This window comes from Prochlorococcus sp. MIT 1307 (genome assembly GCF_034092395.1).
Classification (GTDB): Bacteria; Cyanobacteriota; Cyanobacteriia; order PCC-6307; family Cyanobiaceae; genus AG-363-K07.
Window position 1 is genome coordinate 623,042 of sequence record NZ_CP139301.1, and the last position, 14,610, is coordinate 637,651.

Annotated in this window: 15 protein-coding genes; 8 read left to right on the top strand and 7 right to left on the bottom strand. The window is 39.7% G+C overall.

Features of this window, described 5'->3' with window-relative positions:
• Nucleotides 1-333: 333 nt before the first annotated feature.
• Entirely contained in the window at nucleotides 334-552 is a 219-nt protein-coding gene (locus SOI82_RS03345; RefSeq protein WP_320667963.1) for a hypothetical protein, read from the bottom strand.
• Between the two features lie 328 nt (nucleotides 553-880).
• Nucleotides 881-2,662, bottom strand: a complete 1,782-nt coding sequence (locus tag SOI82_RS03350; protein ID WP_320667964.1) for a gamma-glutamyltransferase family protein — start codon at nucleotides 2,660-2,662, stop codon at nucleotides 881-883.
• Nucleotides 2,663-2,791: 129 nt separating this feature from the next.
• Between SOI82_RS03350 and SOI82_RS03355 the strand changes: the two genes are divergently transcribed.
• Nucleotides 2,792-3,043, top strand: coding sequence for a hypothetical protein (locus SOI82_RS03355; RefSeq protein WP_320667965.1), 252 nt, complete (start codon nucleotides 2,792-2,794; stop codon nucleotides 3,041-3,043).
• A gap of 381 nt (nucleotides 3,044-3,424) precedes the next feature.
• On the opposite strand, the gene SOI82_RS03360 is transcribed toward SOI82_RS03355, so the two are convergent.
• On the bottom strand, nucleotides 3,425-3,673 hold the full coding sequence (locus SOI82_RS03360; protein WP_320668317.1) for a DUF2811 domain-containing protein: 249 nt from the start codon (nucleotides 3,671-3,673) through the stop codon (nucleotides 3,425-3,427).
• Between the two features lie 465 nt (nucleotides 3,674-4,138).
• Here SOI82_RS03360 and SOI82_RS03365 point away from each other — a divergent pair, with 465 nt between their 5' ends.
• On the top strand, nucleotides 4,139-4,792 hold the full coding sequence (locus tag SOI82_RS03365; protein ID WP_320667966.1) for a 2OG-Fe(II) oxygenase: 654 nt from the start codon (nucleotides 4,139-4,141) through the stop codon (nucleotides 4,790-4,792).
• An 84-nt stretch (nucleotides 4,793-4,876) separates the two neighbouring features.
• On the top strand, nucleotides 4,877-5,308 hold the full coding sequence (locus tag SOI82_RS03370) for a hypothetical protein (RefSeq protein WP_320667967.1): 432 nt from the start codon (nucleotides 4,877-4,879) through the stop codon (nucleotides 5,306-5,308).
• Nucleotides 5,309-5,572: 264 nt separating this feature from the next.
• On the opposite strand, the gene SOI82_RS03375 is transcribed toward SOI82_RS03370, so the two are convergent.
• Together SOI82_RS03375 and SOI82_RS03380 are read right to left on the bottom strand one after the other, a co-directional pair.
• The gene (locus SOI82_RS03375) at nucleotides 5,573-5,863 is read right to left on the bottom strand and encodes a SemiSWEET transporter (protein WP_320667968.1); all 291 of its coding nucleotides are present in this window, start codon (nucleotides 5,861-5,863) and stop codon (nucleotides 5,573-5,575) included.
• 53 nt (nucleotides 5,864-5,916) lie between these two features.
• Nucleotides 5,917-6,381, bottom strand: coding sequence for a pentapeptide repeat-containing protein (locus tag SOI82_RS03380; protein ID WP_320667969.1), 465 nt, complete (start codon nucleotides 6,379-6,381; stop codon nucleotides 5,917-5,919).
• Between the two features lie 239 nt (nucleotides 6,382-6,620).
• Between SOI82_RS03380 and SOI82_RS03385 the strand changes: the two genes are divergently transcribed.
• Both SOI82_RS03385 and SOI82_RS03390 read left to right on the top strand, forming a co-directional pair.
• Nucleotides 6,621-6,923 (top strand): hypothetical protein, encoded by a 303-nt coding sequence (locus SOI82_RS03385; RefSeq protein ID WP_320667970.1) that lies wholly within the window; start codon nucleotides 6,621-6,623, stop codon nucleotides 6,921-6,923.
• A 43-nt stretch (nucleotides 6,924-6,966) separates the two neighbouring features.
• Nucleotides 6,967-8,640 carry a GMC family oxidoreductase gene (locus tag SOI82_RS03390; protein ID WP_320667971.1) on the top strand — a complete coding sequence of 558 codons (1,674 nt, stop codon included), beginning with the start codon at nucleotides 6,967-6,969 and terminating at the stop codon, nucleotides 8,638-8,640.
• Here SOI82_RS03390 and SOI82_RS03395 read toward each other — a convergent pair.
• Together SOI82_RS03395 and SOI82_RS03400 are read right to left on the bottom strand one after the other, a co-directional pair.
• Nucleotides 8,609-8,875, bottom strand: coding sequence for a DUF2811 domain-containing protein (locus SOI82_RS03395; RefSeq protein ID WP_320667972.1), 267 nt, complete (start codon nucleotides 8,873-8,875; stop codon nucleotides 8,609-8,611). The genes SOI82_RS03390 and SOI82_RS03395 overlap by 32 nt on opposite strands.
• Before the next feature lie 413 nt (nucleotides 8,876-9,288).
• The gene (locus SOI82_RS03400; protein ID WP_320667973.1) at nucleotides 9,289-10,347 is read right to left on the bottom strand and encodes a sirohydrochlorin chelatase; all 1,059 of its coding nucleotides are present in this window, start codon (nucleotides 10,345-10,347) and stop codon (nucleotides 9,289-9,291) included.
• A gap of 88 nt (nucleotides 10,348-10,435) precedes the next feature.
• On the opposite strand from SOI82_RS03400, the gene SOI82_RS03405 reads away from it, so the two are divergent.
• The 3 genes from SOI82_RS03405 (at nucleotide 10,436) to SOI82_RS03415 (ending at nucleotide 14,606) form a co-directional block, all read left to right on the top strand.
• Nucleotides 10,436-11,722: an FAD-binding oxidoreductase gene (locus tag SOI82_RS03405; protein ID WP_320667974.1), complete on the top strand. Its 1,287-nt coding sequence runs from the start codon at nucleotides 10,436-10,438 to the stop codon at nucleotides 11,720-11,722.
• Nucleotides 11,723-11,750: 28 nt separating this feature from the next.
• Nucleotides 11,751-13,328, top strand: coding sequence for a SulP family inorganic anion transporter (locus SOI82_RS03410; protein WP_320667975.1), 1,578 nt, complete (start codon nucleotides 11,751-11,753; stop codon nucleotides 13,326-13,328).
• A gap of 228 nt (nucleotides 13,329-13,556) precedes the next feature.
• Entirely contained in the window at nucleotides 13,557-14,606 is a 1,050-nt protein-coding gene (locus tag SOI82_RS03415; RefSeq protein ID WP_320668318.1) for an amino acid ABC transporter substrate-binding protein, read from the top strand.
• The last annotated feature ends 4 nt before the right edge of the window (nucleotides 14,607-14,610 follow it).

Below are 14,610 nucleotides of genomic sequence, written 5' to 3' on the forward strand. Positions count from 1 at the left end.
CTGAACTATCGCTTGCCTAGACAGATCTAATTCCTCAGGTGGGGTTGCATCTCTAGAAGTTCAACTACAAGGGAGGGGGTTTAACACACAGCTTTAGAAGTCATGCCTTATCCGCTTCTAGTGCGAAAGGAGTTGCCTTAAGGCAATATTAAGAAATCAGCAGGCACAAATCGCTAACAGTATTGGAGCGATGTTTGAAGGCCTCGAAAAAACAAGAAGTTATTGACGCTTTCACCTAATCCAAAAGAGACCTAACCCTATTAGCACCAACGTATCTACTACTACACTAATTCTAATTATCCAGGATTTACAAATTTGAGTTCTTCCTGATTTTCATGTTCGCTTTGCAGGCTCATACAGATATGCCTTCTGTTCTCCGGTGCACTCTGTTGGGAAGGAGATAACGCTCTTTGCTGTGACGCCAGTTCCTATTGCAACAACTGCAACAACTGCAATCACCTTGACTCTTTCGCTATTGATTAACCCATCCAACATGCTATTCATTTCTCCTTTAAAAGGCCGAATCCCCATTATTAAAGGCCGAAACGGCATTTTTGGAACGCTTCATCTACATTCCTTTAAAAGAACCGCTAATTATTTCTTACACTCTATGTCCTCAGAAAGATGGGTCCCCACTGAAGAGGAGAAAGAAGTCATGCAGACTGTATGAATAAAAGTTATTGGTGCATGCAAAAAACTCAAGGAAGAGACCAGGGCAACTAATGAACACATCAGAAAAATGCTTCTTGAAATATCAGATCGTCACTTCTCCTGAGATTGATTTGAATAGACTTTGATCTTTTCCTCTAATTCCTTACCCTCAATAGACTGATTAATCAAAAAGCTCATTAGCCTAAATACTCCAGCAGTGAATTGCTACTTAAGGCAAACTCACTGCCTTCCCCTCTCTTCTTGGATCTGCCGCACCATACCAGGTGCCTTCCTTCCAATGAATTAATGCCAAGCCACTGCTAAACCTACTGTATTTGATTTGATGGCCAAAACTTTTTAAAACATGAGCAGCCATGGAGTCAGGTGTTGACGACTCACTATTTCTCTCTAGCAAAGTTTGATTAGGCTTCACAGAGAGATGTCTACTACGAACCACGTCCTTTGGAGAAAGAGCAAAGTCTAAAGATCTGATTAACGCATGTGTCACATAATGGGGAATAAGCCAACCGCCTGGAGAACCAAGTGCCATCACTGGACGATTATTTTGAAAAACAATCATTGGAGACATAGAACTCATTGGTCGTTTATTTGGACCAATACGATTAGCAATAGGTTTTCCCGAAACATTTGATAAAAATGAAAAATCTGTCAACTGGTTATTCAAAACCATACCCCCTGAAATATGTCGACTTCCAAAGACTGTCTCCACTGAAGCAGTATAGCTAGCAACATTTCCATCTCTATCAACTACTACCAAATGAGTCGTCCCTCCACCTGCAGTCCGAGGCTGACTGGCCAAGTCAAGTAACTCACCTCCTTTGGGCCTCCCTGGCAATGGGAAAGCTGTTGCTTTGTTGAGTTTGATCTTGTTAGCTCTTTTCTGAAGATAATTATCCTCTAATAAACCTTCGAGAGGTACCGGCCAATCAATTGGGTCTCCTATCCAGTGAGACCTGTCTGCATCAGCAAATCGTAAGGATTCTGCAAGAAAGTGCCAATAACTTGCCGGCCCATCTAACCCATTTGGCTCTGTTAGTGACTCATATATACCAAGAGCTTGTAAAACTGCAATGCCACCACCACTTGGAGGAGGAATAGTGCAAATTTTCCAAGACCTATAAAGCCGGCACAAAGGCTTACGTTCGTAAACCCGATAATTCTCTAGGTCTCTTGCGGTAATTGTTTGTAGTGGTTTGTCGCGGTTCTGATATTTATCAAGATCTGCTATGAGTCTTTTCGCTATTCCACCCCTATAAAACTCATCAAGACCTCCTGCAGCAAGCTGATTAAGAGTTAATCCCAAATTCTTATTTCGAAAAAGTGAAGTTGCAGACGGAGGAGAACCATCAGGGAAATATAGGGATTGAAAGTTTTCTGCATGTTTGATTCCAATCCGTTTAGCTAACGAGATTGAACGAAGGAAGCGAGGACTAGGTAGAAATCCCTCATAGGCAAGACGAATGCTTGCACTTAAATCAGTCTTCCATGGTAGACGGCCGAATCTCTGATGTCCTTCCCAAAGAAGAGCCGTTGTCCCCGGTACGCCTATAGAAGAGAGACTTTGGCTTGCAGTCAGCCAGGAGACTGGCTTCCCATCTAAATCTAGCCATGTAATTTCAGTAGCTTGAGCCGAAGCAGTTTCTCTACCATCTAGTGCATATAAAAGTTTTTCTTTGTTATCCCAGTACAACAAAAAGCTCCCACCTCCCAATCCGGAACTTTGAGGTTCTACTACAGCCAATACTGTCTGTGCGGTGATGACCGCATCCATAGCAGTACCACCTTTCTCTAAAGTTCTTAGAGCTGCATCACTCGCCAATGGGTTGGCAGTGACAACAACAGCTTGACCACTAGCAGTTGAAACAGTTTTGCCACTGGTCGCCAAACTTTCTGGAGCATCCCAGTTAACTTGTGAACTGATAGGTACAACAAGCGTTACAAGAGGAGCGATCACCCTCATCGTTGTCATCAATACAGTCAAGAGACGCATCGTTAAGAGTCATGCCCAAAACAAATTGGTTGAAATATCATTCCATTCCAAAGTTCTCTTAGATATCTACAAAATCATTATTGGATAGAATGTTCTCCTAACATAGGATCTGCACAAATCTTAAGTCATATGATAAGGAAAACCTTTTTCGGCGTCGTTTACGTATCTGCATGGGTGATGCTATGGGGAACAATTGGCTCACTAATTGATTGGCCATTTTTGAATGCTGAAATTTATTACCCTGAGTCAGCTGGGCAAATCACAACATTTACTGTCACTGCAGTTGTATCTCTAGTAGTTGGAATATGGCTATATCCCAAAGTTTTACATTTAAGCATTGTTGCCAATTTCCTGGCTCTAGATACTGACAAAACCTCGTAGGGATTAATTAAGAAAAGCTATTTCTCTAGGAATTAATTTCTGCGTCAAACTCAGAGCAATTTCCGAATCGTATATATCAAGCAAGTCAACAAAATCTTCAACCTTGTATGAGCATTTATCTGGAGAGGAGTAGCTATTTAGTAGATCTTCATCTGGGACAAAATCCTCATTTCAAGGCAAAAATTTACTATTTCATAAATGCAATCCATCTAATAACAGTCGTTTAAAAGCCAATTGGTGTACAGAGAAAAAATGGTTGCGTACTTAAGCACTAGATATGGTGTTGCATATACATGACAGAATAGAACTCCCCCCATCACCTTGGTCCAGCGGAACTCGAAGGACTTTTTTTTTATTTTTTAAAAGTCAAAGATTGCAATATCAACCTCTGAGATCCTTCTCAAAAGATTTGCAGCAAAACATATTGTCTAGGTAAAGGCGAGTGACCTGCCTTGACTCCACTCCATTCTGAACAAGAAAGCCAGCCAAAGCAGCTTGAATTAATCGGTATTGATCCCAATTTGGGTGCCGCTCTATAAAAGTTGTCATAGCAGCCTGAAGAGGAGCTGGAACCTCCGAAAGGAAACTAACTGACTTTGAATCATTGGCACTCTCACCACTATTCCCCACGGCCTTTGTAATCAATGCTCCCTCTCCGCCTTTGAAATCCACAGCTTGCATCTAGTCCTGCCTCAATTGACTACCAGTTCCTCATATTCATCAAGATCAGTCAAGACGCTTAGATTAATGCTGTCTCGGCAGATCTCAATCTAAGATTAAGTCCTGCACTGGTTTATTGGATAATCAATAAGAAGAGGGAAAGCTTTTAACCATTAAAAACCAATTGCTACGCAACAAAAAGCACTTCTAGCTAATTTCCACATCTTTCAGCTGAAAAAGCAACTTCAAGGCAAAAACTGTGGAAAAGCTGTGGAAAATAATCAATATCGTTGGGGGAATATACATAAACCCATTTAGATAAGGGTTCTTAATCAACCGGAAATTCTCTCAGCGTTCTCAAACGTTTAATTAACTCAAGCAAAGATTGCTATCAATAGAGTTCATCTGAAATCACTTACTAAAACAGGAGGGCTTATGCAACTGATTGCCCGCTACCAAAATTCAGGTTTCGAAGCAGTCGCGGATGGCGTTATGGGCTTCTTTGATGAAAGAAAAGACTTGCAACGACGAGGAGTGGCATTTAATGATGGTTCAGAACCTGAAGCTCCTCCAGCAAAAATTTCCACAGACATCAGTCTTGTAGCCATTGATCGATCAGACCCTCAAGCTTTTGCATTATCTGAAGTCATAATTCGAGGAGTGAATGCTGCTCTGGAACAATATCTCCAAGAGAAACCAATGTTTCATAGATGCTGCCCGCAACAATCTCTTTTCGTTAATCCGATTTTTAATTTGCAGCGCTATGCACCTGGTGAAGGGTTTAAAAATTGGCATTGCGATTGGACTATTAATGATGATGCAACAGAACCAGTACATCGGGTACTTGCTTGGATACTTTTTTGCAATGATGTTGAATCAGGTGGTACAGAGTTTTATTGGCAAGGGCATCATGAGCCTGCTGAACGAGGAAAACTTATAATTTTCCCTGCTGGGATGTCACACATACATCGTGGAAGAGTCAATGAAAATTACACCAAAACAATTGCTACAGGTTGGATTAATGTAGGAGAGCTTAAATCATATATCTCACGTTTAATCAATACCAAAGAGCATAATAAGGATCTTTAAATAATTATTACTGCAATTTAATTCACTGGCAGGAATCGACCATGCATCCTAAAATAAAAACAAAATTCTTTTATAAAATTTAGCATGACTAATTCTATCCCTCAAAGAATATGCTTGCTATTACTTTTTCTAAGCATCATCTTAAGCATAGGATTGCCAGAACATGTTTTAGCATCTGAATCTATAGATATAGAGAAAATCAATAGCCTTCAATCCAAGGTTGCTAAAGGTTATTCAAGTAAGTTTTGCAATGGAATCGGAATTGGGATTTCGCAAGAAGGAGCCACCCGCTTAACGATAAGCGAAAACAAGGAATCTAAATTTAATCCTTCCTTATGGTTTGAATTGGCCGCATCCGGTACTTCTAACCTGCAAAAAATAGATAAAAATGAGCTCGCTGAAAAGATATCAATCAATGTTATAAAAGACTGTGGATATGCAATAGGCTTATCTGGTCAGGCTGGCATCGATTCTTTCAAAAATTATTTTATCTCTATAAGAGATGAAATGGATTAAATAAGGAGATTTCTTGAGGTGAGTAATCTGATTTACTCTTATAAATAAAAACTTGATAAATAATCTAGTATTTGGAAAAGAAGAGAGAAGCTCTAGATTTACTTTTTACATTTTCAAGACACAATTTTACCTAACTTAAATATTTTCCTACATCATATGGTATTTTATAAGGAAATATTCTAGGAACATCAATAAGGCTAATTTCATTTTCTAAGCCTAATAAAATTAAGACCAATAACTATTTTTAATGAATTAATCTTTGATTTACTTATCATCTTGTAGTGAATTCGCGAAAATCAACTTAAGAGTCAAAATAATTGTTGACAATATAAATGTTATAACATTGGCTATCATGACAGGAATAGAATGAATTTGCCAACCATAAGCACACCAAAGTATAACTCCTAAAATAAAAAATATGAACATTGTCAATGAAACATCTTCAGCAGATTTTGATTGCCAAGTTTTTATAACCTGCGGCAAAAAAGCAATTGTAGTGAAGATGCCTGCGCACAAACCTAACAAATCAGTTGAATTCAAAAAATTGAAGTTCATTTTATCTATTTGTTTGCAATAGGCTTTTTAGAGGATTAGTGTCGAAGAAAAACTCAATTACAACCAAGTGTTTCTCTAGTATTTCGCCCTGTTACTGGGTTTGTCCCTTCAGCTGCTAAGCAAAGTCCATTGAGAACATCGTCTCTCATCGGGACATTGGTAAAGTCAGCTCCAGTTATTATCACATCTGAAAAGCGAGTATTAAAAGCAAATGCATCCTCTAAAATAGCATTAGTCAAATCAGTACCTTCAAAGATTGCAGAATCCAATGTTGCATCACGAAGGTTCGTATTACTTAAATCTGCCTCTTGGAGCTTAGCACCAAACAAACTGGCTCCCTCCAAATCACTCCCCGATAGATTTGCTTTTAAAAGGTTGGTCAAATTAAAAGTAACTCCACGAAGGTCTCTATTAGAGAAATCCGACTCGATTAGCACTTGCTTTGCATAGTCCATAGCAGCAATGCCTGGAAAGACAGGAATGAAAAAAAGAAGAGCAGATGCAAGGAGTGCAAACATTCTTTTTCTCATGAGAGGCTACTAATGTATAGATACAGAATCGCATCAAGAACGCTATCGGTATTTATCTTTGTACCTCAACTTAATTATGTTGTTATGGATTGCTGAAGAGCCATGAGGAGTATTGTTTAAATCCAATAAAAAAAAGCATAATGGTATTGAAGATAAAAAGGTTTGTAGCATCTTTGTGATGCATGCGGAAATTATCGCTAGTAAATGATCAAGAGCCAGTCTGATTCATGTTCTCGATCGCAACTCGTCTTCGTCTAAAGAAGATTCTTGACCGTATTTCAATAGGGGAAAAGGTAAGCTTGCAGGAAAGAATCTATGTAGACAAATATGCTGACCAAAATCAAACTGTTGCAACCTGCTTGCGAAGAGCTCAATGTTCACAACAAGAAAGAGAATCTACTAACAGCATCGATGACCTGCTTTATAGCTTGGATTTAGTCTCTGAAGACCCAGAATCATCTTATCGGCCAAAAGCAGATGATCTTGGAGAATGGTTTAGTGGTGCGCCATCATGGTTAGGGAGAAGCTAATTGATTTGATAGTTTTGACTAAATTACATAAATCAAAAGGACATTGATTAAGCACCCTTTTGAAATAATAGTGGTCGGATCAGGTGCTACTGGAGGAGTAGCAGCATTAACATTTGCAGAAGCAGGCGTAAGAGTTCTTGTTGTCGAAGCAGGCCCTCAATTAACGGTAGAGCAAGCACTGGGCTCTGAGCCAGCAAACACTTTCAATCGGATAAAAGGCATTATTAGCGGAGAAAAAAGAATTCAAGCTCAACACCCTGGATATTGGAAAGCCAATCCATCACTTTATGCAAATGAGAAAGACAACTCTTATACCTATCCTCCCGAAAAGCCATACCTGTGGACACAAGGGAGACAAGTTGGAGGCAAAAGCCTCACATGGGGAGGTATAACCCTAAGACTCTCGGAAGATGACCTAAAAGCTTCCAAGAGAGATGGCTACGGACCCGACTGGCCAATCGAATATGCCGAACTTGCTCCACACTATTCAGCACTAGAAAAACGACTTCGAGTTCATGGGCAACGAGATGGGTTAACTCAATTGCCCGATGGTGAATTTATTGATCCACTACCTTTCACTACCAGCGAAGAGATATTTGGTAGAACAGTCAAATCCAAACTGGGATATCCGTTTATTCACTCACGCGGATTTGGTCATCACGAGCCTAACAAAGCAAATATTTTATGGCCACGTTCTAGTAGTCCTGGAAGCACTCTTCAAAGTGCACTTGCAACAGGCAAAGTTGAAGTCCTGCCAGATCATATAGTTGAAAAAATAATCATGAAGCAAGGTCATGATTTTGCAAAAGGTGTTTTAGTAATTAATCAAAAAGATGGCAAAAGAACAGAGCTAAATAGTTCCCTTATCGTGATATGTGCCTCAACAATTCAAAGTCTCCGGTTATTACTAAATTCAGAAAAAAGCCAACAAGTCAATGGATTTGTTGATCCATCTTGCAAATTAGGATCCCATCTAATGGATCACATCTCAATCTGTCGTTTTTTTGCATTTCCAGTAAGTCAATCACAAGCATCATCTACAAATTATAAACAAGAGTCAAAAATCCTTTCTGGAGCAGGTAGTTTCTTTATCCCATTTGGAACGAAATTCATAGGGAAATCTAAAATTAACTTCAAAAGAGGTTATGGAATCTGGGGAGGAATAGATCGTTTTGAACCTCCAAAGTGGCTAAAGAAAATACCAGAAAGTAATACTGGTTTCTTAATTGCCCATGGAGAAGTATTGCCTTACCCAAATAACAAAGTCACACTCTCAAACAAATTAGACCGCTGGGGTATCCCACTACCTCACATCAATTGTAATTGGGGTAAAAATGAAGAAGCAATGGCTGAGCACATGAAAATGACTATTCAAGAAATAATTAAGGCTGCTGACGGGAAAGTATTACCCATAAAAGAACTTATAAAAATTCCTTTTATTGAATTCTTCTTAAATAACGCTGTAGCACTGAAAGAAGAAGTCCCTCCCCCTGGGTATTACATCCATGAAGTTGGAGGAGCCCCTATGGGCACTTGCGAAGAGAACAGCGTATTAGATCGATTTAACAGGCTTTGGCGTTGTAAAAATGTTCTAGTAGTTGATGGTGCTTGCTGGCCAACTTCAGGATGGCAAAGCCCAACCTTGACAATGATGGCCATTACAAGAAGAGCCTGTCTTGAAGCCCTTAATCATCAAGGCGACCAAAAAGGTCGTTGAGATATCTCTCTGTCACAGCCCTATCATCACAACCATTCTGAAATAAGAAATTTGCCAGGGCAGAGCTCATTAGTCGACATTGGTTCCATTGGGGATTAATGCTAATGAAATCCTTCATGCCCGAATAAAGCTCCTCTGGTATTTCAGCCTCAAGGCTCACGCAAGGTGATGTAATCGGCCTAGAAGCGGTTTTAGTAGTGACGTCCAAGCATCCTTCAAGTTGAGTTAGATCCATTCCAGAGGCTCTTCCAATTTTTTTGCTGAGACAAGGATCCTGTTCCTTCTCGATTGCGTCAAATACTCATGGGGAATTGAAAACTAATGGCGAGACTCCCCGAGACCCAAGTGATTGCAATGGAATTTTTTTCTATTTTGACTCTTTTAGCAACTTTGAAAAGGATTCTCTAATAATGTCAAGCATCAACGGAAACGAAAATTAAAACCCACAGCTTTTAGGCCATAAAAGCAATTCCAAATAAAAATAGTGGAAAACACCGCAATGAACTGTGGAAAGTTGTCTGGAAAAACCTATCTGCTTTTTAGATTAGTGATACTTATCAAGCGCGAGTCTCATGCGACGCTGTTGCGAAGAGACACTTAAGTACTCAAAACTTTTTGTTTTTCTTTAGGTTTTGTCAGTGTGGTGGGTCAATGGATTGATGTGGGACCTAATGGATGGTCTGCATTGGGATAAGGATGATGATGAGCATGCACATGAGAATGCTTGCTCTTTTCATGAGCAGCCTTTCTGTTTGAGTTCATTTGTGCAGACTCGCAAGCTCCCGTACATTCACTTTCACAAAGCTGACAACTTTCAGACAAACCTTCCACATGATGATGATGGCTTTCCTGGGGAAGACTAACCTCATCTTCGAACCCCAAAAGACTAGAACGATATTTACAAAGTGAACAATTCATTGAATTATTTCCAACCAAAACTTCTTCAATCCGTTCCTTAAGAGTTTCAAGAACTAAATCGTGCCCACCTAAATATGGCGCATGAACAAAGTCGATATCTGGAAAATCAGCTGCCACTTTGTCGGTATGTTTCCTTATTCGACTAACCAAGACACCTGAAAAAAGAAAGTATGGAAAAACAATTATTTTCTTAAAACCTAATCGAACTAAGTGTCTTAATCCAGGCTCCACAAGTGGGAAAGTCACTCCGGAATAAACAGTTTCTCCCCATCCAAAACCAAAACTTTCAACCAATATTCGCGTGATTTTTGCCACATTGGCATTAGCGTCGGGATCAGAAGATCCTCTCCCAACTACAACAAGAAGAGTTTCAGAGTTTCTAAAGCATGTTGATCTGTCAATCGCTTCTTTTACCCTTGCCCCAGCCGCACCAATCATGGAATTATTAATTCCAAGCTCCCTTCCATATTCAATATTCAACCCGGTTTCAGTTGCATAGGAATTCAACAACGAAGGTATGTCATTTTTTACATGGCCTGCGGCAAAAAGCATTGCAGGGATAGCTATAACCCTTCTTATAGATTGAGCCTTCAGACAATCAAGCGCTTCTGTAATTATTGGTCGGGCAAACTCCAGGTAGCCATATTCAACTGGAACAGATGGGATTTTCTTCTTTAGTGAACTGGCTAGATTTGCGAATTCATCAATAGCCAAGCGATTTCTACTGCCATGACCACAGATCAATATGCCTAGACTATTATCTTGATTATCAAGAAGATCAGAAGTCAAAGCTTGTTAGCATTTACTATTGACCCTATCCCGCAGGAGGGCAAATCATTAGGAATTGAACTTGGGTAAAATTTTCTATAAGGATTAGATGGAGGAAATTCATAGTCACCTCTCTGTACAAAATTCAGTGGCCCAGGACTGTTTGATTTCTGGGGTCTATAAGGATGTTAATTCTGAATTAATATATCTTTTAAAACAAGGGGAAATTACACCTAAACCATTAATGGTTTGCAGCGGTGGGACTTCTAGTCGTTGTGCTGCTGATGGTCACTGGATTCTAGATCTAAGAGAAAACTATCAACAAGTTAATTACAACATAAAGAATAAGACAGTTGAAGTAGGTGCAGGCGTAACCATGGCAAAGTTACAAAGAGAGCTTGGAAAATATAATAGATCCTTTCCTATAGGGTTATCGGGTCTGCCTGGACTTGGATATATACTAATGGGAGGAATTAGTCCTCTTAGTAGAAGTCATGGATTAGCAGTTGACCAAATTCTTAACATAAAAGGAATATGGGGAAATGGAGACCCTTTAAATATTTCGAAGCCAACAAATGCTTCGAGCTACGAAGAGAAGCTTATATGGAGAGGCCTTTGTGGTGCAGCACCCTTTCTTGGAATAATAACGAAACTAATTCTTAAGACTCAGGACCTAAGCCCACTAAAAATTTGGCAGGTCTACCTAGAAATAGAGCAATTATCAGAAGCAATAAAACAAGCTGAGAATTGGCCTAGCTCTCTAAGTTTGCAATGGATATGGGGTAACAAAATCAAAGTATATGTAATCATCAAAAGTGATATAAATCTGTTAGATAAATCTCTTCAAGAGTTTGAAAAAGAGTTCCCTTGCTCAGAGAATTTAGAAAAATTTGAAGTTCTAGGCCTACAAGAAATGCCATCATTCAACTTGCAAATTTCCTCTTCGAAGCATAGACCTAAAATGCATTCAGAAGTTCTTAGCCTTCTAGGCCCCCCATGGGAAAATAATTGCACCCAAATTGTCAAATTACTTGAAAATATGATGGCTCAACGTCCCAATGAAGATTGCTATATAGCCGCTCAACAACTTGGAGGTGTTGCCAATCAGGTAAAAAGATCCAGCACATCATTCATACATAGACAAGCAATTTGGAAACCTTGGATAAATGCATCTTGGAGGGCAGGCAACCAGAAAGATAGAGAGCAGAGTCTTAACTGGCTTAAAGAAGTCTGGGAAGCACTTTCCCCATATTGCCCTGGAGTGCATTTAGCTCAAATGCATCAACACCTACCCTGGCATGATTCAGAAACAAGTGCAGCTTTTGAAGAGTGGCTCCCAACACTTCAAAAACTAAAGTCTCGTTATGACCCAGAATGTATGTTGCCGCGACTTTGAGATTTCATCTCCTACAAAAATTTTCTAGATGATTAACAATTCACAACCGTCATTAATAAAGCAGTGGTTCATACAACCACGTCAGGACATTCTCTCAGGCCTCGTCGTTGCCTTCGCCATGATCCCTGAAGCTATTGCTTTCTCAGGGATCGCAGGTGTTGACCCACAAGTCGGGCTTTTTGGCGCATTTTGCCTCTCAATAACTATCGCGGTTGTAGGAGGGCGCATGGGAATGATCACCTCAGCAACTGGATCTACCGCTCTATTAATGACCGGTCTAGTCGCAACTGGAAATGCAAAAGGTGACGGTCTTGGACTTTCTTATTTAATGGCAGCAGGCCTTCTAACTGGTTTTTTTCAAATCCTCTGGGGTTATTTACGTCTTGCCTATCAAATGCGTTTTGTGCCCCAAGGTGTACTTAGTGGATTCGTGAATGCACTTGCCCTATTAATACTTCAAGCTCAGTTTCCGCAATTAGGCCTAAGTTTTCATTCTGGGGAACATATATCAGAAGGCCATATCAATCAAATTCTACCAACAGGAGGACAAATACCTCTTGTGTGGATTTTAGTTTTACTTGGACTAATTATTATTTATGGCCTACCAAAAATAACTAAGATTATCCCCTCTCAATTAGTAGCAATAATTGCACTCACTGCCATTTGTATAGGATTCAACATTGAAATTCCTACAGTTAAAGATTTAGGTGCACTGCCTCAGGGCCTACCTACATTCTCTATTCCATTTGGCTCTATTTCAGAAGGAAAAATACCTTTTAATCTGGCAACCTTTGGAATAGTTTTACCCACATCACTAGCTATCTCTTTGGTAGGGCTGATGGAAACCTTTCTGACTCAAGATATTCTCGACGACATTACTGATACAAACTCAAATAAAAACGTTGAAGCTCGTGGCCAAGGGATTGCGAATATCGTCTCTTCGTTATTTGGGGGTATGGCAGGCTGTGCCCTGGTAGGTCAATCAGTTATGAATACTGACAATGGAGGTAGAACAAGACTTTCCACTTTTGCCTCAGGCTTAAGTCTGTTAGCAATGATTTTGCTTTGTAGGCCTTGGCTCCAACAAATACCCATGGCTGCACTAGTTGCAGTAATGATCACAATTGCCGTCAGTACTGCTGATACAACTGGTCTAAAAAATATCGCCAGAATTCCTCGTAGCGATACCGCAGTAATGCTCATGACATTCTCGGTAACAATGCTTACGACACCCCACAACCTCGCCCTAGGAGTAATAGCAGGGGTTGCACTCGCTGGAATTCTCTTTAGCAGAAAAGTTGCTAAAGTAATTAAAGTAAGTGCAAGGTTTACAAGTCAAGATGAACTTTTATATGAAGTAAAAGGACAATTATTTTTTGTTAGCAAAGTCTATTTCCTGCAAGGCTTTGATATTCATGATCATCCGGAAAAAATCACAATAGACATGTCTAAGGCCCACATCTGGGATCAAAGTGGTGTAACAGCACTTTCTCAAATTGTCAGGAAGCTCACTACTGGAGGTTCAGAAGTCGAAGTGGTTGGTCTTAATAAAGAAAGCCTTGATCTTTTTGAACGGCTAGGAGGGCAAGAGCCTATGCATGGTTGATCACTAGACGACAAAAGTTAAGAATAGAGTATTAAATTCTTATAGCCTAAAAATATATTAATAGTTTTCTTTAAAATTGAAAAAGAAATAATTAGAGTTAAAGCACAAGAGTTTCAATTAGAAGCTATCAACAAAGATGCACAAAAAATTTTAGATATAAAGCCTATGAAATTTTTCACGTAAATATTCAGTTGATCTGGGAGACTTAATGTGATTTGTTTTTTTTTGATGACTAGGCGAGCTTTAGCAGGGTTAATCACACTGGGTTTACTCAGCTCAGGATGCGCCAGCATGGAGAAAGGGACTATCTCTAGGCTTGATTTAATTCAAAAAAGAGGAGAGCTCAAGTGCGGTGTAAGTGGCAAAATCCCAGGTTTTAGTTTTCTTAGTGGAAACGGAGTTTACAAAGGCCTAGATGTCGACATTTGTAAAGCTATGGCCGCAGCCTTTATAGGAAACCCATCCAAAGTGCAATATCGACCACTTACAGCTCCAGAAAGATTCACAGCCTTAAAAACGGGTGAAATCGATCTTTTATCTCGTAACACCACTTTTAACCTTAGCCGAGATGCTTCAGGCGGTAATGGTGTCACATTTGCCCCTGTGGTTTTCCATGATGGCCAAGGACTAATGGTAAGAAAAAATAGTGGGGTTTCAAGCATAAAAGGACTATCTAATTCCACTATTTGCGTAGGTTCTGGGACGACTACAGAACAGAACCTAAATGACACTTTTCAAGAAAAAAACTTACCTTATAAACCAATTAAATACCAAGATTTAAATCAAGTAATTGCTGGCTACTTACAAGGTAGATGTAAAGCCATGACATCAGACCTTTCTCAACTGGCAGCCGCAAGATCTGGATTTCCTGATCCCCAAGAACATATAATCCTTGACCAAATTCTAAGCAAAGAGCCACTAGCACCTGCTTCTATAGATGGAGATCAAAAACTCTCAGATGCAATGCGATGGGTTGTTTTTGCACTTATTGCGGCAGAAGAGTTTGGAATAACACAGGAAAATATAAACATAAAGTTGCTACAGGCACAATCAAATGAGAACCTTATGTCACTAAGAAGGTTCCTTGGGGTTGATGGTGGTCTAGGGAAAAAGATTGGGCTTAGTGATGATTTTGTAGTGAAGGTAATCCAAGCAACTGGAAACTATGGAGAGATCTATAACAGACATCTAGGCCCTGAGAGTTCAGTACCTATTCCCAGAGGTTTAAACCGCATATACAAAAAAGGCGGTCTTCTAATCTCCCCTCCTTTGAAATGAACAT

What these genes read in the sequence shown, in the direction of transcription:
- SOI82_RS03345 (WP_320667963.1), bottom strand. Translation starts at nt 552, where the DNA reads ATGCCGTTTCGGCCTTTAATAATGGGGATTCGGCCTTTTAAAGGAGAA.
- SOI82_RS03350 (WP_320667964.1), bottom strand. Translation starts at nt 2,662, where the DNA reads ATGCGTCTCTTGACTGTATTGATGACAACGATGAGGGTGATCGCTCCT.
- SOI82_RS03355 (WP_320667965.1), top strand. Translation starts at nt 2,792, where the DNA reads ATGATAAGGAAAACCTTTTTCGGCGTCGTTTACGTATCTGCATGGGTG.
- SOI82_RS03365 (WP_320667966.1), top strand. Translation starts at nt 4,139, where the DNA reads ATGCAACTGATTGCCCGCTACCAAAATTCAGGTTTCGAAGCAGTCGCG.
- SOI82_RS03370 (WP_320667967.1), top strand. Translation starts at nt 4,877, where the DNA reads ATGACTAATTCTATCCCTCAAAGAATATGCTTGCTATTACTTTTTCTA.
- SOI82_RS03375 (WP_320667968.1), bottom strand. Translation starts at nt 5,863, where the DNA reads ATGAACTTCAATTTTTTGAATTCAACTGATTTGTTAGGTTTGTGCGCA.
- SOI82_RS03380 (WP_320667969.1), bottom strand. Translation starts at nt 6,381, where the DNA reads ATGTTTGCACTCCTTGCATCTGCTCTTCTTTTTTTCATTCCTGTCTTT.
- SOI82_RS03385 (WP_320667970.1), top strand. Translation starts at nt 6,621, where the DNA reads ATGTTCTCGATCGCAACTCGTCTTCGTCTAAAGAAGATTCTTGACCGT.
- SOI82_RS03395 (WP_320667972.1), bottom strand. Translation starts at nt 8,875, where the DNA reads ATGGATCTAACTCAACTTGAAGGATGCTTGGACGTCACTACTAAAACC.
- SOI82_RS03405 (WP_320667974.1), top strand. Translation starts at nt 10,436, where the DNA reads ATGGAGGAAATTCATAGTCACCTCTCTGTACAAAATTCAGTGGCCCAG.
- SOI82_RS03410 (WP_320667975.1), top strand. Translation starts at nt 11,751, where the DNA reads ATGATTAACAATTCACAACCGTCATTAATAAAGCAGTGGTTCATACAA.
- SOI82_RS03415 (WP_320668318.1), top strand. Translation starts at nt 13,557, where the DNA reads ATGACTAGGCGAGCTTTAGCAGGGTTAATCACACTGGGTTTACTCAGC.